Source organism: Oerskovia enterophila, from assembly GCF_044748475.1.
Taxonomy (GTDB): domain Bacteria; phylum Actinomycetota; class Actinomycetes; order Actinomycetales; family Cellulomonadaceae; genus Oerskovia; species Oerskovia enterophila.
This window is the reverse complement of record NZ_JBIVFZ010000009.1, coordinates 1-19,254: the sequence shown is the minus strand read 5'-3', so window position 1 is coordinate 19,254 and position 19,254 is coordinate 1. Positions and strand designations below refer to the sequence as shown.

General features: G+C 73.9%; 17 protein-coding genes. 7 read left to right on the top strand and 10 right to left on the bottom strand.

The window, feature by feature from the left end:
* Nucleotides 1-212: 212 nt before the first annotated feature.
* Nucleotides 213-884 (top strand): hypothetical protein, encoded by a 672-nt coding sequence (locus tag ACIPWA_RS20230; protein ID WP_400292431.1) that lies wholly within the window; start codon nt 213-215, stop codon nt 882-884.
* Here ACIPWA_RS20230 and ACIPWA_RS20225 read toward each other — a convergent pair.
* The 7 genes from ACIPWA_RS20225 to ACIPWA_RS20195 form a co-directional block, all read right to left on the bottom strand.
* Complete coding sequence (locus ACIPWA_RS20225; protein WP_400292430.1) at nt 881-1,465, bottom strand: hypothetical protein; 585 nt, start codon at nt 1,463-1,465, stop codon at nt 881-883. The two genes, ACIPWA_RS20230 and ACIPWA_RS20225, sit on opposite strands and share 4 nt — an antisense overlap.
* A 205-nt stretch (nt 1,466-1,670) precedes the next feature.
* A complete protein-coding gene (locus tag ACIPWA_RS20220; RefSeq protein ID WP_400292429.1) occupies nt 1,671-2,345 on the bottom strand; it encodes a hypothetical protein in 675 nt (224 codons plus the stop codon).
* A gap of 147 nt (nt 2,346-2,492) precedes the next feature.
* On the bottom strand, nt 2,493-2,999 hold the full coding sequence (locus ACIPWA_RS20215; protein ID WP_400292427.1) for a P-loop nucleotide/nucleoside kinase family protein: 507 nt from the start codon (nt 2,997-2,999) through the stop codon (nt 2,493-2,495).
* Nucleotides 3,000-3,279: 280 nt separating this feature from the next.
* Entirely contained in the window at nt 3,280-3,696 is a 417-nt protein-coding gene (locus ACIPWA_RS20210) for a VOC family protein (protein WP_400292425.1), read from the bottom strand.
* 187 nt (nt 3,697-3,883) lie between these two features.
* On the bottom strand, nt 3,884-5,473 hold the full coding sequence (locus tag ACIPWA_RS20205; RefSeq protein WP_400292424.1) for a DUF7059 domain-containing protein: 1,590 nt from the start codon (nt 5,471-5,473) through the stop codon (nt 3,884-3,886).
* 111 nt (nt 5,474-5,584) lie between these two features.
* On the bottom strand, nt 5,585-6,013 hold the full coding sequence (locus ACIPWA_RS20200) for a hypothetical protein (RefSeq protein WP_400292422.1): 429 nt from the start codon (nt 6,011-6,013) through the stop codon (nt 5,585-5,587).
* Nucleotides 6,014-6,087: 74 nt separating this feature from the next.
* Nucleotides 6,088-6,666, bottom strand: a complete 579-nt coding sequence (locus ACIPWA_RS20195; RefSeq protein ID WP_400292421.1) for a hypothetical protein — start codon at nt 6,664-6,666, stop codon at nt 6,088-6,090.
* Between the two features lie 168 nt (nt 6,667-6,834).
* On the opposite strand from ACIPWA_RS20195, the gene ACIPWA_RS20190 reads away from it, so the two are divergent.
* Nucleotides 6,835-7,539 carry a TetR/AcrR family transcriptional regulator gene (locus ACIPWA_RS20190; protein ID WP_400292419.1) on the top strand — a complete coding sequence of 235 codons (705 nt, stop codon included), beginning with the start codon at nt 6,835-6,837 and terminating at the stop codon, nt 7,537-7,539.
* A 63-nt stretch (nt 7,540-7,602) separates the two neighbouring features.
* On the opposite strand, the gene ACIPWA_RS20185 is transcribed toward ACIPWA_RS20190, so the two are convergent.
* Nucleotides 7,603-9,141 carry a M20/M25/M40 family metallo-hydrolase gene (locus tag ACIPWA_RS20185; protein WP_400292417.1) on the bottom strand — a complete coding sequence of 513 codons (1,539 nt, stop codon included), beginning with the start codon at nt 9,139-9,141 and terminating at the stop codon, nt 7,603-7,605.
* Nucleotides 9,138-10,664: an MFS transporter gene (locus tag ACIPWA_RS20180; protein WP_400292415.1), complete on the bottom strand. Its 1,527-nt coding sequence runs from the start codon at nt 10,662-10,664 to the stop codon at nt 9,138-9,140. Before ACIPWA_RS20180 ends, ACIPWA_RS20185 begins: the two co-directional genes overlap by 4 nt.
* A gap of 194 nt (nt 10,665-10,858) precedes the next feature.
* On the opposite strand from ACIPWA_RS20180, the gene ACIPWA_RS20175 reads away from it, so the two are divergent.
* The gene (locus tag ACIPWA_RS20175; RefSeq protein ID WP_400292413.1) at nt 10,859-12,199 is read left to right on the top strand and encodes a hypothetical protein; all 1,341 of its coding nucleotides are present in this window, start codon (nt 10,859-10,861) and stop codon (nt 12,197-12,199) included.
* An 81-nt stretch (nt 12,200-12,280) separates the two neighbouring features.
* On the opposite strand, the gene ACIPWA_RS20170 is transcribed toward ACIPWA_RS20175, so the two are convergent.
* Nucleotides 12,281-13,261 carry a LacI family DNA-binding transcriptional regulator gene (locus ACIPWA_RS20170; RefSeq protein ID WP_400292411.1) on the bottom strand — a complete coding sequence of 327 codons (981 nt, stop codon included), beginning with the start codon at nt 13,259-13,261 and terminating at the stop codon, nt 12,281-12,283.
* Between the two features lie 119 nt (nt 13,262-13,380).
* Between ACIPWA_RS20170 and ACIPWA_RS20165 the strand changes: the two genes are divergently transcribed.
* The 4 genes from ACIPWA_RS20165 to ACIPWA_RS20150 all read left to right on the top strand — a co-directional run bounded on the left by ACIPWA_RS20165 (nt 13,381) and on the right by ACIPWA_RS20150 (nt 18,999).
* On the top strand, nt 13,381-15,111 hold the full coding sequence (locus ACIPWA_RS20165) for an HAD family hydrolase (RefSeq protein WP_400292409.1): 1,731 nt from the start codon (nt 13,381-13,383) through the stop codon (nt 15,109-15,111).
* Between the two features lie 74 nt (nt 15,112-15,185).
* Nucleotides 15,186-16,226 (top strand): DUF8171 family membrane protein, encoded by a 1,041-nt coding sequence (locus tag ACIPWA_RS20160; RefSeq protein ID WP_400292407.1) that lies wholly within the window; start codon nt 15,186-15,188, stop codon nt 16,224-16,226.
* Nucleotides 16,226-18,064: an ABC transporter ATP-binding protein gene (locus ACIPWA_RS20155; protein WP_400292406.1), complete on the top strand. Its 1,839-nt coding sequence runs from the start codon at nt 16,226-16,228 to the stop codon at nt 18,062-18,064. Before ACIPWA_RS20160 ends, ACIPWA_RS20155 begins: the two co-directional genes overlap by 1 nt.
* Entirely contained in the window at nt 18,061-18,999 is a 939-nt protein-coding gene (locus tag ACIPWA_RS20150; protein ID WP_400292403.1) for an energy-coupling factor transporter transmembrane component T family protein, read from the top strand. The genes ACIPWA_RS20155 and ACIPWA_RS20150 overlap by 4 nt, the downstream gene beginning before the upstream one ends.
* Nucleotides 19,000-19,254: the final 255 nt, after the last annotated feature.

Here is a 19,254-nt window from a genome sequence, read left to right as displayed (position 1 = left end):
GGTCCCGCCGCACGCTCGGCACGTGCCGTGCACCCCACCTGCCGCACCGAGCATCCTAGGCGCCGGGTCCCACGATCCCGGGATCGGCACGGCCACCCAGCGCCCCCGGTGCTCACCGGCCCCGTCCCTCCCTCGAACGATGTACGCGCGGCGAGCGAAGATCGGCGACGTGGGCGACGCCGTCGGGCAGCGTCCCGACCAGCATGGACACCATGCGCACCCTCCTGGAGACCCCGCTCGTCCTGCTGATCCTCGCGTGCGAGATCGGCTTCTGGGTCGTGCTCGCCGCAGGGCTGATCGCCCGCTACGTGCTGCGCCGCCGTCGGCTCAGCACGATCCTGCTGGTCAGCGTGCCCCTGATCGACCTGCTGCTCGTGAGCGTGTCGATCGCGGACGTCGCGGGCGGGTCGCCGCCCGAGGCCGTGCACGGGCTCGCGGCCGTCTACCTGGGGTTCACGGTGGGGTTCGGGCACTCGATCGTCCGGTGGGCCGACGCTCGCGCCGCGTACCACCTCGGTGGTGGACCGAAGCCCGTCAAGCCGCCGAAGGACGGTCTCGCGGGGCTCGTCCACGAGACGAAGGAGCTCGGCAAGGCAGCGGTCGCCGCGGCGATCGCGCTCGGCGTGATCGCGACCATGTCGACCGTCGCCGGGACCGGGCTCATGGCTCCCGCTCAGTGGCCGAGCGACCCGCTGTGGGTGTGGGCGCTGCGCGTCGCCGTCGTGCTCGGCGCATGGGTCGTGCTCGGGCCCGTCTGGGTGCTGCTGGGGTTCGGAGGCGGGTCCCGGCAGACGCAGGACTCGCGGCCCGCGCACGCCGACCGGGTGGCTCCGGCGGACCCTCCCGTCGGGTCGGCTGCTCCGACGGCTCCCTGGGGCCGCTAGCCGTCGGAGGGTACGAACGGCGCGAACGGCGGGCGCTCGCCGAACCGGTCGAACGCGCCGAGGTAGCGCGACCCCCACGAGACACGGGTAATCTCGCCGAGCCCGAACCACCTCGGAGCCGCTTCCCAGCGCCCAGCCGTGTCGATGAACCGCAGCCCCAGGCCCTCGTCCGTCAGGATCCCCACGGCTCCAGGGAAGTACTCGCCGGGAGACTCTGCCTCGGAGTGCACGGCGAGCAGGCGGCTCGTGCGGGCCACCGACCGCACGACCTCCTCGACGGACGTGAGGTCGACGGCGAGGTCCGGGTGCAGGAGCGGCCAGGAACCGAGCCCCGCAGCAGCGCGCTCGACGAAGCGCTGGTTCGCGCGTCGCAACCGGCGGACCTTCGTGACGTCCTCGGTCCGGATCACCTCGTAGCCGTCGGCGTGAGCCCAGTCCGCCAGCGACCCGACGAGCGTCCACACCCCCGATGCGAGCACCACACCGTCCAGAAGGTCGGTGCCGGGGCCCAGGGTGCGGCGGTGGATCGTGACGACGGCGCCGGTCGTGCGGGCCTCGTCGAGCGAGAGGGTGCGGGACATGGCGGGAGCGTAACGCCCGAGGACTCCGATCCAGGACCGGATTTCCGTCCTGGTCGTCGAGGACGGGACGGCTGCGCGATGTGGTCGAGGCGACGCTGGTCGAGCATGCGGTGGGCGTCCGTCGACCATGCGGCGGGCGTCCGTTCCGAGCGGGATCCTGACGACGACCGCATGGCTGAGCGCCGAGAGCCGCTCGGGTCCTTCGTCACACATCAGCCGCGACGTACACCAGCCCGTCGGGCTCGGGGACCAGGAACGCACGGTCGCGTGGGGCGGGTGCCGACCGTCCCGTCACGACCGGCAGCTCGTCGTCGCCTGCGACGTCGAACCCGATGACAGCACGACGGAACGGGACGGAAGCGTGCACCACCCGGCCGATCCGGGCCAGCCACTCGTCGAGGGGGCGCCGCCACGCAAGAGACTCGCCCCCGGACTCGTCGCCGAACGGGAAACCACCGACGTCGACGCCCGCCGAGGCCAGGCCGGCAAGCGGCAGGAAGAGGACCAACGAGTGGCCGGCCCGTGCGACGGCTCCGACCTGCTCGGCCCCGGGCGCCTCGACCGCGTCCTCGGCGTCACGCAGGAGCAGCACTCCGCAGGCCGACTCCCTGGCATCCGGAAGGAGCACGCGGCCTCGCAGCTGTCGTCCCTGGGCCAGTGCCACGGCGGCCAGACGCTGCCCCTCATGAGTCGTCAGGTCCGGGGCGACCGGTCCCGCTGCCGTGACGATCGTCGCCCCCGAGAGTCCCGCGGCGGCTGCGAGCGCCTTGACGCCTTCGCCGAGCCGCTCCTCGTCGCCACCATCCATCAGCAGGACCAGCTCGTAGAAGCCACCCCTCCAGTGCCGCTCGCCTGTCGGACCGGGTCGCGTTCGTCTCATGGGACGAGAGTGCTGCGCGCACGAGACGAAGTCCACCCGTCTCGGTGCCGAGCAGGTGGTCGGTGTCCGTCGAGCATGCGGCGGGCGTCCGTTCCGAGCGGGATCCTGACGACGACGCATGCTCGGCCGAGAGCCTCGAGCCCGACGTCAACCGTCCAGCCAGTCCTTCGCAGCCGCCAGCAGCTCCGCGTCGTCGAGCGAGGCGTCGAGCCGCAGGCGCGGGCCGGACCAGTCCGCGAGCGCCCGGGCGCGCTCGGCGAGAGAGTCCCAGCCGGGCTCGGGCAGCGCCGGGTAGCGCGAGCCTCGGGCCACGAGGCGCTCGCGGTGCAGCCGCTCGTCCGCGAGGTAGACCTCGACGAACCAGAGACAGGTCGCGGTCCGCGCGGCGAGGTCGATCCACTGCTGCCGGGCTGCGGGGTGGTCGTTGACCGCGTCGACGATGACCGCGTTGCCCAGGAGCAGGTTCTCCTGGGCGACCGACTCGACAGCGAGGTACGCGCCCAGGCCCGTGACGTCGTCGTGCACCGCCCCTGCGCGCAGGAACGCGTCCTCGACGGGGTCGACGCTGAGCATCACCGCGCCCAGGTCGCGCGCGAGCAGGCGCGCAAGTCGGCTCTTACCGGTTCCGGGCAGTCCAGCCATGGCGATCAGCACGATCGTGAGGATAGGCCCGTCATGTTTCGGGACGGGGTCGAACGTCGGAACGGAGTCGAACATGTGGTTGCCGTCCAGGTGACCATGTTCACTGCTGGCGGTGCGGCTCCCGCGCATCGCGAGCCTGGATGACGACGACTGCACGCTCGGCACCGAGCCACGGTCGAGCACGAGGTTCCGCGCGGTCGAGCACGAGGTTGTGGTCGCTTTCGCCCGGATAGCGACCACAACCTCGTGCTCGGCGCTGCCAGGTGGCACACCCGCGACGGACCGCGAGGTCTCAGCCGCCCTGGGCCGCGACCTCGGCGTCGCTGCGCAGGATGCAGAACTCGTTCCCCTCGGGGTCGGCGAGCGTGAACCATCCCGAGCCGTCGGGGCGTCGGTGGTCGGCGAGCTGCGTGGCCCCCAGGCCGAGGAGCCTCGCGGTCTCCTCCTCGCGGGTCCCGTCGACGGGGCGGAGGTCGAGGTGGAGCCGGTTCTTGAGCTCCTTGCCCTCGGGGACCTCGATGAAGAGCAGCCGTCCACGGCTCTCCGCGGGGGCGTCGGAGCCCGCCGGCGGGAAGATCATGCACTCCTCGTGGCCGGGCAGGTTCGGGTCGTCGGGGTCCTCGACGTAGCCGAGGACCCCGCACCACCAGACGGACTGGGCGTAGGCGTCGCGGGCGTCGAACGTCGTGTGCTGGATGCGAGAGGTCATGGCCTCAACCTAGGGACGTCGCGTCCCGGTCGCAGCAGGATTTTCGGGGCACACGACCGACGAGCACGAGGTTGCGCGCGGTCGACCACGGGGTTGCGATCACCAAGGTCCGGACAACGACCGCAACCTCGTGCTCGGCACCCCACGCCCCCACGGCACCGGGACGGCACCGACCACGCCCCGGACCTCACGGCACCAGGAAGCCGTCCCGCACGAGTCCCCGCACCGCAGGCAGCAGCTCGCCCGCGAGCTCCCCGGCCGGCACCTCGAACAGCGACGCGATCGCCCCGATCAGCTGCCCCACGGTCAGCTCGCCGTCGCTCGCCCCCACGAGCGCCGCCAGCCCGGTCGACGCCTGGATCCCGCGGCCCAGGCCGTCGCCTTGCCGGACGATCACGACGTTCGGGTCCTCGGCGCCGGGCGTCAGGTAACGCTCCTCGGTCACGTCGGGCGCCACGGACAGCCGCGACGACGCGAGCGCGGCGTCGTCGCGGGCCTCGAGCCAGTCGTGGGCCGCGAGCGAGGCTGCGAGGTGACCGCCGAGCGGCTGGCGCACCGACCCTGTGTGCTCCTCGAGGCGGCGCAGGCTCACGCCGTGGCCCGCGGCGGGCTTGCGGAGCGTCACGATCCCGAACCCCACGGCCTCGACGTCGCGCGTCGCGAAGTCGTCGAGCCACGCCTCGTACGACGCGGCCCAGGCCCCTGGCTCGCGCTCGGGGGTCGTGCCGCCGTCGCGGATCCACGTCTCGGCGTACTCGGCCGGGTCGAGGACCTCGCGCTGGATGATCCAGCCGTCGAGCCCGGCCTCCTCGAGCCAGGCCCCGACGCGCTCGGTCCACGGCTCGCCCCGCCGGTGCTCCCAGTTGCCGAGCATCTGCGCGACACCGCCCGGCGCGAGCACGTCCCCGACGCCCACGATCAGGTCGCGCACCAGGTCGTCGCCCGCACGGCCGCCGTCGCGGTACTCGTACTCGGGAATGGTGCTGCTCGTCCCGCCCGGCACACCGCGGGGCGTGATGACGAACGGCGGGTTGGAGACCACGAGGTCGAACGCCTCGCCTGCGACGGGGTCGAGCATCGAGCCCTCGCGCAGGTCCAGGCGCACGCCGTCGAGGGCCGCGTTGAACTCGGCGAACCGCAACGCACGCCGGGAGATGTCGGTCGCGACGACCGACTGCGCGTGCCGCGAGGCGTGCAGCGCCTGGATGCCGCAGCCCGTCCCGAGGTCGAGCACCCGTCCCACGGGCGTGCGCATGGTCACCTGCGCGAGCGTGATCGAGGCCCCGCCCGCGCCGAGCACGTGATCGCCCGCGAGGCGTCGCCCGGTCGCGAGCTCGCCCAGGTCCGAGGCCAGCCACCAGGTGACCGGGCCCGCCGCGTCGGCCGCGGCGTAGGGGCGCAGGTCCGCCAGGGCGCGCACGCCGTCGTCGGGCCCGTTGCCGGCCGCGGCCACGAGGCCGAGGCGCGCCGCGCCGTCGGCCCCCACCCCGGGCAGGGCCGCGTCGAGGTCCGCACGACGGACCTCGAGGCCCAGCAGGAAGAGCGCGGCGAGCACGGCCCGCGGGTCCTTCCGGCCCGACGACGTCGCTCCCGTCCGGTCGTCGAGCGCGGCCCGGGCGACACGCAGCGCGGGCACGGCCTGCTCCCGGTGCAGGGCTGCCGCGGCGAGCGGACCGAGGAAGTCCTCGACGCCGTCGACCGTGTAGCCGGCCGCCTCGAGGTCGGAGCGCAGGAGCGGCAGGAGGCGTGGGTCGATCGTGGGTTCACCGAGGGACATGCGCCTATCCTCCCCCGGTGGCCAGGCGCAGCGCGCGGCCGCACGGGAGGACGACGGAGGGGCGGGCCCGCAGCGCGTGCTGCGGGCCCGCCCCTCCGGGACGGCCGGACGTCAGGCCTTGCAGTTCTCGGTCGTCCACTTCTGGACGTTGTCCGCGGCCGCCTGGAAGTCGGTCGACTGGAGCGAGTCGGAGAGCTCGGTGGCCTTCTCCATGTAGTCGTCGGCCGTGGGGTCGAGCTCGGAGAGCGCCGTGAGCGTCTCCCCCATGTTCTCGAAGCCCTCGGTCAGCGTGGTCCAGTCGGCTGCGATGGCCTCGGGAGCCTTGGCGGCCTTGAGCTCCGTGACGAGCTTGTCGAACGCCTCGCCCGCGGCCGCGGGGTCGCTCGCGTCGACATCGTTCATCGAGTCCTCGAAGCCCTCGCCGGTCTCGCAGAAGGCCTTGACGTCGGCATCGCCGCTGCAGGCTGCGAGGGAGAAGGTCAGCAGGACGGCGGTCGCGAGGCCGCCGACGGTCTTGGTCAGGTTCTTTCGGTTGGTCATGCACACCATCCTGGAGCATTCCTGTGAGCATCGCCGACAGGATTGCGCCTCGCGGGGACTTCTCCCCATCGGATTCACCCGGTGCAGGTCGTGTCCAGGTACGTCGTCACGCGTCCCGAGGCCGCCGTCATGGCGTCCGTGTCGAGGTCCTTGCCCGCGTCGTCGAGCGCGCCGACGATGGACTTCGCGGAGTCGATGTCGGCCTTGGACAGCGCCTCGGCCGCCGTCCTGACGTACGACGTGACGGTCTTCCAGTCGCCCGCGATCTCCGCCGGCGGTTCGACGCTCGTGAGCGCGACGCGCGCGTTCTCGAAGCCGGTCACCAGGGTGCGAGGGTGCTCGACGCTCATCGACACCTGGGCCGTGTTGGCGGCGGCCCAGGCCGCCTCGGTCTCGGCGCAGAACGACGTGTCGACGGCCGGGTCCGCCTCTCCGCCGGCGGCTGCGGCGGCCTCTGCCTCGGCGTCTGCCGCCGAGGCGGCATCGGTCGCCGCGTCGACGGCGGCGCTGTCCTCGGCGGTCGAGGACTCGGTCGCGACGGGCTTCGGCGACTGCTCGGCCGGGTCGGCGTCGCCGCCCCCCGAGCACGCCCCCAGGGCGAGGAGCGCGACCACGGCGAGCGCCGTCGTCGGGCGCAGGAACGAGTTGCTCATGCGTCCATCATCCTTGCTCGGGGCCGTCCTCCGAAACTCCCTGGTCACAGGGGTGACGCCCACGACAGCGGCCCGGCGCGCACCGGCTCCGCGATGACCCGGCCCCCGAGCCCACGCTCCGTCACCGCTCCCGCGCCGGAATGTGCCTTTTCTCCCTAGGATGGGCCGGTGAGTGCGACGCAGCGGGGACCGGTCGACCGGCCCGACGACGGCCGAAGCAGCGAGGACCGCCCTTCGGGTGCCCCCACGCCCCCGCCCGCCCCCGTGCCACCGCTGCGACGGCGCACCGAGGCTCGCACGCCCGTTCAGGACCGGAGCAACCTCCGCCAGCGGGCCATGGTCGAGGCCGCGGCCCGCCTGCTCATCGCCGAGGGGTTCCCCGCGGTGACCCACCGCCGCGTCGCGAAGGCCGCCGGGGTGCCGCAGGGGTCGGCCTCGTACTACTTCCCGTCGAGCTCGTCGCTCGTGACGGCTGCGGTCGAGGCCGCCGAGGACCTGCGGGGCGCTGCGGCCACCGAGCGGGCCGACTCGCTCCCCCGACGCGAACGCTCGACGACCAGGACGGCCCGCCTGCTCATCGAGACGTTCTACGCGCCCTCGGTCGACGACTCGGTCGTCGACGTCCGGCTCGACCCCATGCTGACCGCGATGCGCGACCCCGCGCTCCGACCCATCATGCGCGCCTCGCGCCCGCGCCTCCTGGCCGCGCTGCGGACCGTCCTCGACGCGAGCGGGTACGAGCACGTGACCGACGTGGACCTCCTGGGCCACTTCGTCGACGCGTCGCTCATGTCCGCGGCCTCCGACGGGACCGAGCAGGTCCTGGACCGGGCCACCGCGACCACGGCGAGGCTGCTCGAGCACTGGCGCTGAGGTCGGGGCGGGGGCCGGGGCCGCTCCCCGGCGGCCCGGCGGCCCGACCCGAGCCTCAGCTCGTCACAGCCCGCGCAGCAGCGCCCGGTAGAACACGACCCCGCGCCCGAGCGCGTCGATCGTCACGTGCTCGTCGACGCCGTGGATCGACTCGCGCTGCTCGCGCGTCATCGCGAACGGGCTGAACCGGTAGACGTGCTCGGAGATCTCGCAGAAGTGCCGCGAGTCGGAGGCGCCGAGCATGACGTAGGGCGTCACGACCGCGTCCGGGTACGCGGCGCCGATCGACCCGCGGACCAGCGCGAACTGCTCGCCGTCGGTCGGGGACACGGGCGAGGGGTCCTCGCCCGAGACCACGCGCAGCTCGACCGTGGGGTCGTCGATCACGCGGCGGAGGCGCTCGACGACCGACGCGACCGTCTCGCCCGTCGCGATCCGCACGTTCGCGTTGGCCCTCGCGGACGCCGCGAGCACGTTGGCCCCGGGGCTGCCCTGGAGCTGGGTGATCGCGACGGTCGTACGGACCATGGCGTTGGTCTCGGGGCTCACGGTCCCCAGGACCCGCGCGAGCGCGGGGCGGAGCTGGCGGGCGCTCGCGAACAGCAGCCGGAGCCCGAACGGCGAGTGGCGCCCGAGCGTGTCGATCATCTCGAGCGTCGGCTCGGGCAGGTGCGGAGGGAACGGGTGGGCGTCGATGCGCGTGATCGCGCGTGCGAGCCGGGCCGTGGCGCCGCCGCGCACGGGCGTCGAGGCGTGCCCGCCGAGCGACTGCGTGCTGATCTCGAGGTCGAGGATGCCCTTCTCCGCGACGCCGACGACGGCCGTGGGCGCGGTCACGCCCGGGAACGCGCCCTCGACCACGGCCCCGCCCTCGTCGACCACGAGCCACGGGCTGATCTTGCGCTCGCGCAGCACGGCCACGGCCGCGCGCGCCGCGTCCCCGGCGGTCTCCTCGTTGTGCCCGAACGACAGGTAGACGTCGCGGTCGGGCGTGAAGCGCTGGCCCAGCAGCGACTCGACCGCCTCCAGGAGCACCACGAGCGATCCCTTGTCGTCGAGCGTGCCGCGCCCCCACACCGCGCCGTCGCGGATCGCGCCGGAGAACGGGTCGCCCGACCAGTCCTCGGCCTCGACGGGCACGACGTCGTAGTGCGCCATGAGCACCGCGGGGGCCGCCGGCGCCGCGCCCTGCCGGCCGCGCCACCGGAAGAGCAGGCCGTGGCCCGCGACGCGCTCGAGCGTGAGCCGCTCGTGCACGCGCGGGTAGAGCTCGGCGAGCCGTTCGACGAACGCCTCGAAGACCGCGGGGTCCTCCTCACCGGGCACGCGCGAGGACACGGACGGGATGCGCACGAGCGCGCTCAGGCGCTCGGCCGTCCCGACGGCGTAGCTGGCCGGGTCGTCGCGCGCCCCCTCGTCCTGGGGTCGGGTCGCGCGGGCACCGCTGCCCGCGAACCGGCCCGTGCGCTCGTCCTGGCCCTGCGGGGTGAACCGCGCGGCCCGGGCGAACCCGGCGCCGACCAGGGCGACCACCCCGGCGGTGAGGGCGCCCGCGACGGCGCGTGCCGCCGTCGGGCCCTGTCCTGTGCTCCTGCTGCTCACTGCTGCGCCTCCTGGACGACGACGGGTGCTTGCTGGGGGGTGAGGGGCTGGGTGGGGTCGACGGGCTGGGCCTCGGCGTCCGCGAACGCGAGCCGCGGGACGAACGCGAGCACCACGGCCGCCACGACCGCCGTGACCCCGCAGATCGTCCAGACGATCATGTAGCCGCTGAGCGACCCGGCCGTGGCCTCGGACCCGTCGAGCGTCACGTGCGTGCCCGAGATCAGGGCGAGCGCGAACACGCACGACGCGAACGTGCCGCCGATGGTCTTGGTCGTGTTCGTCAGGCCCGTCGCGACGGCCGTGCGCCCCACCGGTGCCGCGGCCGCGGCAGCCGCCGGCAGGGCCGCCACGAGCGCCCCCGAGCCCAGCCCCGCGACGACCATGTTCGTCAGGAGGTTCGCGGTGGTCTCGTGGAACGGCAGGAAGAGCAGATAGCCGACCGCGACGAGCGACGCCGCGAGGATCAGCGTGCGCCGGGGCGTGAGCAGACGGGTGATGCGCGCGAACGCGAGCGCCCCCAGCAGGCACGAGACCACGTACCCGCCCACGAGCAGCGAGACCGTCATGGACGACGCGCCCAGACCGTAGCCGTAGACCTCCGGGTCGGTGCGCGCGAACGTCGACAGCGGGCCCTGGGCACCCAGGATGCTGACGCCGAACAGGGCCGCGGTGACCATGATGGGCCACATGGTCGGGCGGCGAAGGACCCGCAGGTCGACGAGCGGGTCGGCCTGGCGCAGCTCGTAGCGGCCCAGTGGCCACAGCGACGCGACCCCCACCACGACGAGCGCCCACGCCCACCAGGTGCCCAGGCCGTTGGTGCGCATGAACGTGAGCCCCGCGCTGACGAGCAGCAGGGTCAGGCTCAGCAGGACCACGCCGCCGCGGTCGAGCGTGCCCTCGCCCTTCTCGGGCGACTCGGGGATACGGAACCACACCACGAAGAACACGGCCGTCACGGCCGCGGCGGGGATGCTCAGGGCCAGCCAGAGCCGGTCCTGGGCGAGCGCGCCGGCCTGCCCGCCGGCCAGCGCCCCGACGATCGCGCCCGCCTGGAGCGCGGCCACGATCACGCCGGTCGCCCGGCGGGTCAGCGACGGGCCGTCCGCACGGCCGCGCGAGCGCGCGTAGACGAGCGCGACCTGGAGCGGCAGCCACACGACGTAGAACCCCTGGAGGGACCACGCCACGAGGAACACCCAGAAGGTCGGGGAGAACGCCACGGCCCACGAGGCCGCGGCCGTCAGGGCCGTCGTGACGAGCAGCATCCGGCGGTAGCCGTGGATGTCGCCGAGCTTGGCGAAGACCGGCACGACCATGGCCGAGAGCAGCAGCTGGGCCGCCTCGAACCAGTTGACGTCGGCGTCGTGGATGTTCAGGTGGCGGGCGATGTCCGTCAGGAGCGGGGTGTAGAAGCCCTGGAGGATGCCGCTCGTGAACTCGACGAAGAACAGGTAGCCGACGATCCCGCCCGCGATCCCGCCGACCTTGAGCGCCGTGCCGTTGACGGCCCTGTCCACGCGTCCTGGAACGCCTCGCACCATGTTCGCCTCCGCAGGGCCGGGTGGGACCGGCCTGTACCTGGCCCGCCGTTGGACCGCTCGGCAGGATACTAGGTACTTCACGTTTCACGTAGATGTCGAGGTCGGGGCCTCGTCCGGCCGTCCGCTAACCTGGCGGACCACGTCCGAACCACGCTCACCAAGGGGCCCTCGTGCGACGAACACCTCGACGGGCGGGCGCCCTCGTCACGACCCTGTGCCTCGCTCTCGTCGCCGGCGGCTGCGCGGTCAACGCGGGCAGCGCCAAGGCCGACGCCTTCGAGCGCCACTTCGAGGACGTCCCCGACGTCGCGGCGGCCTCCGCGGGCGGCACCAACGACCTCCCGTTCGTGGGCAGCGCGACGGCCACGGTCGAGATCGCGCCCGGGACCTCGCGCGAGCGCGTCGCCGAGATCGTGCACCTGGTCGGCGAGTACCAGCACGACCACTCGGGCGTCGTGTCGACCGTCGAGTTCGACGGCTCGTCGATCGCCGTGGCGGACAAGGCCGCGACCAACGACGCGGACCTCGCCCTCGTCCACACGCTCGTCGACACCCCCGAGGTCGGGACCGTCCAGCTCCTGGCCCGCGAGACCGTGGTCACCGCGGCACCCGGCGTCTCGTTCACGATGCTCTTCGAGGACCTCCTGCGCGCCGACGGCCCGTACCCGGCGCTGCCGGACGTCGAGCTGTCGGTCCTGGACAGCTCCGGCACGCTCGAGGTCGTCTCGGAGGACGGAACGGTCCCCGTCGAGTCCCTCGCCGCGTTCTACGCGATCTCGGCCGCGTTCCCTCCGGTGAGAGCCGAGATCTCGGCCGACCGGCTGCGCGTGCGCGTCGCCCACGACGCCGACCGCCTCGCGGCACGCGACCTCGCCCTGGCCGCCGCGCCGTCGGTCGCAGAGGGGCTCCGGGTCGACGGCGGGAACGTCGAGCGGTTCGGTGCGTCCGAGGAGACGGACGCGACGGCCGACCTGATCGTCCTCGCGCTCGACGGCCGACCCGGCATCGAGTGGATCAAGGCCTACGGGGACGAGGTCGTCGTGACCGTCGACTCGCTCGAGACCGCGCAGAGCGTCGCCGGAGGGCTCACCGCGCTCGCGGGGGGCACCACGGTGCGCATCGTCTCGCCCGGCACCTGGGCCGACGAGGGCGGCGAGTCCGGGTACACCGGTCCGTCGTTCGACGTCATGGCCCACCAGGGCGAACCCACGCTCCTCTCGGTCGACCAGGTCGCCACGCTGTTCTCCGAGCACCCCCTGCTGGACGAGGTCGAGTCGGGTGCCGACCGACTGGTCCTCGACATCGACGAGGCGACCACGAGGGACCGCGCAGCTCTCGCGACCGCCGTCGCCCCCCTCGTCGCGCCCGGTACCGACGTCTCCGTGAGGTCGGGCTCGCTGTGGTTCAGCTTTGTCGCAGGTCAGCCGCTCGCCGACGAGCACCTCGACGACCGCGGTGAACGGCGCGCGGCACAGGACTTCGTCGACGCCTGGGACGCCGCGGCCCGCTGAGTCGCGCGGGCGACGTCTGCCGCCCGGACGCGCGCGGCTCGGGTGAGGTGCCCCCGGCGGTGCGCGCCGCCGTCGGGCACCTCACGCCGGCGGCGGCCCGACCGTCGACCCGCGCACCACGAGGCGCGGCGCGAGCACCTCGTGCCGGTCCTCGCCGCGACCGCCCAGCCGTTCGAGCAGCAGCTCGACCGCGAGCGCCCCCATGCGCCCGCGCGGCTGGTGGACGCTCGTGAGGCGCGGGCGGGCCCGCCGGGCGAGCGCCGAGTCGTCGTACCCGACGACCGCGAGCTCCTCGGGCACGCGCAGGCCCTGGTCGTGCGCGCGGTCCAGGAGGTCGAACGCCTCGACGTCGTTGCGCGCGAACACGCCCCCGTAGCCGTCCGCGACGAGTTCGGCGACCGCCACGTCGGGGCCGACGACGCGGATCTCCTCGGCCAGGCCGTGACGGCGCATGGCCGCCTCGTACCCGACCCGGCGCGCGAGGCCCGCCGGGCGGGCGCTCCCGCTCACGTGCGCGATCCGCGAGCGTCCGAGGCCCACGAGGTGGTCGACCGCGAGCGCCGCGCCCCGGCCGTCGTCGTTGGTCACGGTGTCGACGCCGTCGACCGCGCCGAGCGGGCGTCCGACCATGACGACGGGCGCGCGGCGGGCCGCGGCACGCAGGTGCTCCTCCTCGAGCCAGGAGCTGATGACGACGAGCCCGTCGACGTTGAGGCCCAGCAGGGTGTCGAGGTGGCGCGCGAGGTGCCCGCGGTCGCGCGACCCGTGGACGAGCAGCACCGAGAAGCCCGCACTGCCGGCAGCCTCCTCGACCCCTGCCACGATCTCGGTGTGGTACGGGTTGTCGAGACTCGACAGGACGGCCCCGATGAGCATGGTCCGACCCTGCTTGAGGCTGCGCGCGAGGGCGTTGGAGCGGTAGCCGAGGTCGTCGGCCGCGCGCCGGATGCGTTCGCGCGTGCGTTCGCTGACGCCCGGGTCGCCGCGCAGGGCGAGCGAGACGAGCGACTTGGAGACGCCTGCGTGGGCGGCGACGTCGAGGAGGGTCGGGCGGGGGTTCACGGGTCCATTCTCCCCTCTCGCCGGCCCGAAACTGGAACGTTCCAGAAGTTCGGGCGTGGTTCGCCTCCCGGACACCGGACGGACGCCGGGCCGTCGCTTCCCGTACCTACCGTCCCACTGTGACCACGACCGACCTCACCCGCCCCGCGCCGCTCCCCGGCGCCACCCCCCGCCTCACGCCGCCCGGCCTGGGCGTGCGCCCCGACGCGCTGCTCCTCGACTTCGGCGGCGTGATCTTCCAGACGGCCAAGCGCCCCGAGGGCTATGGCGAGCTCGCGACCCACCTCAGCGAGGTGCTCGGGCGCGCGGGCCACCGCTTCTCCCCCGAGACGCTCGAACCCGTGCTGCGCGGCGGCGTCAAGGCGCTCAAGGACTGGAAGAACTCGTCGAGCCGACGCCTCGCGCCGCTCGAGCTGGACCACCGGACCATCTGGCACGACTTCCTCGCCTCGCCCTTGCCCCTGGCCGCGCGCGAGGTCCTCGCGGGCAGCGCGGGCACGCTCCTGGCCCGCCTGACCGCGACCCTGAGCGAGCACACCGTGCGCCCCGGGATCCCCGAGCTGCTCGCGACCGCGGACGAGCTCGGCGTCCCGGTGGGGATCGTGTCCAACGCGCACTCGGGCCGCGCGCACCGCTCGCTCCTGGCCGCGCACGGCCTCGACGAGGCGTTCGGCGTGCAGGTCTACTCGGACGAGGTCGGCCTCCGCAAGCCCCACCCCGGCATCATCGCGATGGCGGCCCGCGCGCTCCGCACGACGCCCGAGCGGACCTGGTACGTGGGCGACACGCTCGACCGCGACGTGGTCGCCGGTCGCCGCGCCGGCGTCGGGGCCGTGATCCTCACGCGCCACCACAGCGACGTCCCGCCCTACCCCGTGACCGACACGGCGGACGCCGTGCTCGACACCCCCGAGGGCATCGGGGACCTGCTGCGTGCCGCGGACCGTCCTGCGACGCCTCTCGCGGTCTCCGCGTCAGCGGTGCTCGGGGGCCCCGAGGCGCCCGTGAGCGCGGGACGCCCGTCGGCCCTCCTGCTGGACCACGGGGGCGTCGTCGTGACCTCGGTGCCCGACGACGCAGCGCGCCTCGCGTTCGCCCGTCACCTCTCGCAGCGGCTCGCGGTCGCGGGACACGACCTCTCGCCCGAGGAGGCCGCGGGCGCCGTGGCCGGTGCCCGCGTGCGGCACCGCGCCTGGAAGGACCGGCACGAGGGGGCACCCGCCGGTCGTGCGGCCGGGCTCGTCGAGGACGTCGAGGAGATCGACGCGACGACGTTCTGGGTCGACCTGGTCGGCCCGGCCCTCGCCCACCTCGGGGACGGGATCGAGGACTGGCTGCGCGCCGAGGCCCACGCGCTCGTGCTCGAGTACGCGCGCTCCAAGAGCGTGGCGACCCTGCGCCCAGGGGTGCGCGACGTGCTCGAGGCCGCCCGAGCGGGCGGCGTCCCCGTCGCGATCGTGTCCAACACGGTCTGCGGGCGCGCGGTCCGCGAGGAGCTCGAGGCGTTCGGGATCGACCACCTCGTGGGCGTGCACGTCTACTCGGACGAGCTCGGCTACCGCAAGCCCGACCCGGTCACGGCCCGCACGGCCCTGACCGCGCTCGACGCCGACCCCCGGGCCGCCTGGTTCGTCGGGGACAAGCCTCACCGCGACGTCCTGGCAGCGCGCGGCGCGGGCGTCGGGACCGTCGTGCTCGTGCGGGGCGGGTCGAGCAACGACGCGACCCTCGACTCGGCCGACGGCGCCTTCACGCCCGACCACGTGATCGACGAGGTCGGGGACCTCCTGGCGCTCTGGGCACCCGCTTCTCCCGTGGCGCCTGCAGCGCCCCTGCCGCACGACCGCTGACCGCCGCACCCCCGCGCTCTTCTTCTCCCACCGCCACCCGCTCCTCACCACCGACCGCCCCAGGAAGGCACACCATGAACGGCTCCGCGAGCTCGACCGCCCCGGCCCGTCAGTCCCCGCCCACCTCGTCCCCCCGGAAGCCGACCACGCCCGTGAGCGCGCTGCGCCGCCGCCTGCACGACCCGGACGGCATCAGCAGCTCCCAGAAGCTCATGATCCTCGTGCTCTCGATGACGCTGTTCGGGGTCTCCGACATCGTCACCGGGATCGTGCCGAGCATCGAGGTCGGCCCGTTCGAGCTCGAGGTCGCGTACTTCGCGTTCATCCCCGTGGTCCTCGCCGCGCTGTTCTGCCCCTTGTGGGTCGCGATCGGTGCACCGCTCGGCGAGATGGTCTTCTCCGACATGCTCCTGGGCGACTTCGGCGGGCTCGGCGAGCTCGAGGGCTTCCTCCAGCTCCTGCTGGGCATCTACGTCGCGGGCTGCATCGTGCGCGACCCGCGCAACCGCCGCCAGCTCTTCGCCGCGGCGCTCGCCCTGGTCTCGATCGACAAGATCTCCTCGGGCCTCATCGACCTCGCCAAGGTCGGGATCGGGATCGACCCGGAGACGCTCGAGGAGTCGGACGGGCTCTTCCAGGCCGTGCTGGTGTCCGAGTCGATCGAGCTCGTCATGGCGCTGCTCATCACGGGTGTCCTGTTCGGCGCCCTGCCGGCCATGTGGCTCGCGCCGCGCCTGTACGGGAAGATCGAGCCGCTCATGGGCCTGCGTCCGCGCGACCCCCAGAACCCGCCGCGGCTCGTCGGTCCGCGCGGCACCCCGTTCTGGCTCATCGGAGTCCTGGCCCTGCTCGGGGCCGTGGCGATCGGCGTGGTCTCCCAGTGGGAGGAGTTCGTGGGCCGCGAGGGCGGCATCATGACGCTCGGCGCCTTCCAGCCCGACTTCGTCGACGAGTACGGCACCGCCTACCTCTGGGTGGCCCTCACGGTGGCCGCCCTGGCGGTCGCCGGGGCGTGCGTGCTGGTCGCGGTCCTGCGTGCCCGACGGCGCCGCGACGCCGGTGCGCCGCTCACCTCGCCCTCGCAGCAGCAGACGGCGGACCGGGGCGAGGCCTGATGCCCGCGCCGGCCATGGCGATCGAGGTCCGCGGGCTCACGTTCCGCTACCCGGGCGCCGAGGTGGACACGCTGCGCGGGGTCGACCTGCGGATCGAGGCGGGCGACTTCGTCGCCGTGGTCGGCGGCAACGGGTCCGGCAAGACCACGCTGTGCAAGACGTTCAACGGCCTGGTGCCGCACTTCTGGTCCGGGGACCTCACGGGCTCGGTCCACGTCCTGGGCCAGGACACGGCCGAGGTCGGGGTCGCCGAGCTCTCGCACAGCGTCGGGTACGTCTTCCAGGACTTCGGGAACCAGCTCGTGCGCCCCACGGTGCGCGACGACGTCTCGTTCGCGCCCGTGAACTTCGGTCTGACCGACTGGGAGGAACGCACCACGACCGCGCTCGAGACCCTCGACATCACGTCGCTGGCCGACCGGTTCACGTGGCAGCTCTCGGGCGGCCAGCAGCACCTCACGGCCATCGCGGGGGCGATCGCCCTGACCCCCTCGGTGCTCGTGGTCGACGAGCCCGTGGCCGAGGTCGACCCCCACCGCGCCCAGGAGATCTACGAGCACCTGTCGCGCCTCAACCGGGAGCTCGGCATCACGATCGTCGTGGTCGAGCACCACGCCGAGTTCGTGGCCCGCTATGCCCGGTCCGTGGTCCTCATGGCCGACGGGCTCCCCCGCTGGCACCTGCCCGTGGCCGAGGCCCTGGCCCGGACCGAGGACCTCGAGGCCGCGAACATCCCCGTGCCCCAGGTCACCGCGGTCGCGCGGGCCTTCGAGCCGCACGGCCCCGTGCCGTCCACGGTCCCCGCGGCGATCGCATGGCTGCGGGAGCGACGGCTCGCCGAGCCGGCTCCGGGGTCGACCGCCGGATCGGCCGCGGCCCGGGGCGGGACGGCCGACGGCCACGTCTCCGACGGGCCCGCCACCGCTGTTCCGGGCCCGGCCGCCGACATGAGGGCTCCAGCCCTGCCCGGCTCCCGTCGCGGCTCGGTCATCGCCCGCGTCGAGCGGGTCACCCGGGCGTACCGCACGCTCGCCGGACCCCGGTCGGTCGTGATCGACGGGCTCGACCTCGATCTGCACGAGGGCGAGCGCGTAGCCCTGGTCGGATCGAACGGTGCCGGGAAGTCGACCCTCCTCAAGCTCCTGTCGGGGCTCGACGTCCCGGACGCCGGCAGCGTGAGCGTCGACGGGACCGACACCCGGACCGTCTCGGCCGCCGAGCTCGCCGACACGGTCTGCTACCTGTGCCAGCGCCCCGAGGAGATGTTCCTCAAGGACTCCGTCCGGGCCGACGTCGCGATGCACCCGGCCGGACGCCGCGTGCCCGGGACCGCAGCGCTCGTGACCGAGGTCCTCGACCGCGTCGACCTGACCTCGCTCGCCGACCGTGACGGGCGGCTGCTGTCCGGCGGCCAGCAACGGCGGGCGACGCTCGCCGTCGGGCTCGCGATGCGGCCCCGCCTGCTGCTGCTCGACGAACCCACGTCGAGCCTCGACCTGCGCAGCCGTGACGACGTGATCGACATGCTCGCGGCGCTCGCCGAGCACATCCGCTGCACCGTGATCGCGACCCACGACATGCACCTGGTCGCCGAGTGGGCCGACCGGGTGATCGTCCTCGACCAGGGGCAGGTCATCGCCGACACCGACCCCCAGACCCTGTTCTCCCGGCAGGACCTCCTGCGACGGGCCCGGCTCGTGCCCCCGCAGGTCGTCCAGCTCGGCGCTGCCCTCGGCCTGGCCCCCGTGCCGCTCTCGGTACCCGAGCTCGTGGCCCGGTTGACCCTGCGGTCCACGGCCGCCGACTCGACCGCACGCACCAACGGGAGGCTCTCGTGAGCAGCACCACCAGCGTCTCGACCGCGCTGTCCGCGGACGTTCCCCCGCGCTCGGCCCCGCGCGGCGGCTCCCCCGCACCGGTGGGTGACGGGCACTCGCGGCCCTCGCGACTGCGCCGGGCCGACAGCGAGCGCCTGTCGCTCGAGTGGATCAAGCTCGAGCTCATGCGCGTCGCCTACGCGACGCGCGGCGGGTTCCTCGCCCGGCGCGACCCCCGCGCGGTGCTCTTCTGGTACGCGCTGTGCGGGCTCGCGCCGTGGTTCACGTACGACCTGACGGTGCTCGCGATCCTGTTCGTGATCGCGGCGGGCACCGCGCTCGCGGCGAGGATCGGGCCGCTCCTGCTCGGGGTCTTCGCGCTCGGGATCGCGGGACAGTGCCTCTACCTGCTGGCGCTCGTCTGGTTTCTCCAGGGCGACGCGACCGCGATCCAGGGGCTCGCGGTCATCACGCTCAAGCTCGGCACGGTCTCGCTCGTGAGCATGGCCGCGTTCGTCTCGCTCGACCCCGAGAAGCTCTCGGACGCGCTCCTGGCGCTGCGCGCCCCCGCGATGCTGGGGTTCGGGGTCAGCTACGGCTACCGGATGCTGCCGCTGCTGATCGACGAGTTCCACACGATCGTCGACGGGCACCGCCTGCGCGGGCCGCGCGCGACCCGGCACGGCCTGCTCGGCTGGCGCACCGCGCGGCGGGTCTCGCTCATCGTCGTCGAGTCGTTCTACCCGCTCATGCTCAACACGGCCAAGCGGACGCGGACCACGGTCGAAGCCCTCGAGACCAAGGGGTTCACGACCGAGCGGCGCGACGACGCCGGTCGCCGCATCCGCCTCGCGCACCTGACGTTCGGGGCCGGGGACGTCGCGCTGCTCGCGACGTCGCTCGTCGTCGTGGTCGCGGCGTTCGCGGTGGGCATGGCCTGGCCGGTGCTGGGCTGAGCCGGTGAGCCGGTGGTCGCCGGCCTGAGCCGCTGAGCCGAAGGTCGGCCCGAGCCACCGACGGCCCTGCCGGCCCCCTCTGCCCCAGGTACGCGCAGCACCATCTCCAGACCAGCCTTGTTGTCAGAAGTGGGGGGGGGGGGGCCCCCCCCCCCGCGCCCCCCCCCACGGGGGTCGCGGGTGATCTCCTGCGCCCCCCCCGCGGGCCCACCCCCCACAGCGCACCGGGGCCCGGCGCCCCGCCCCCCCCCGCGA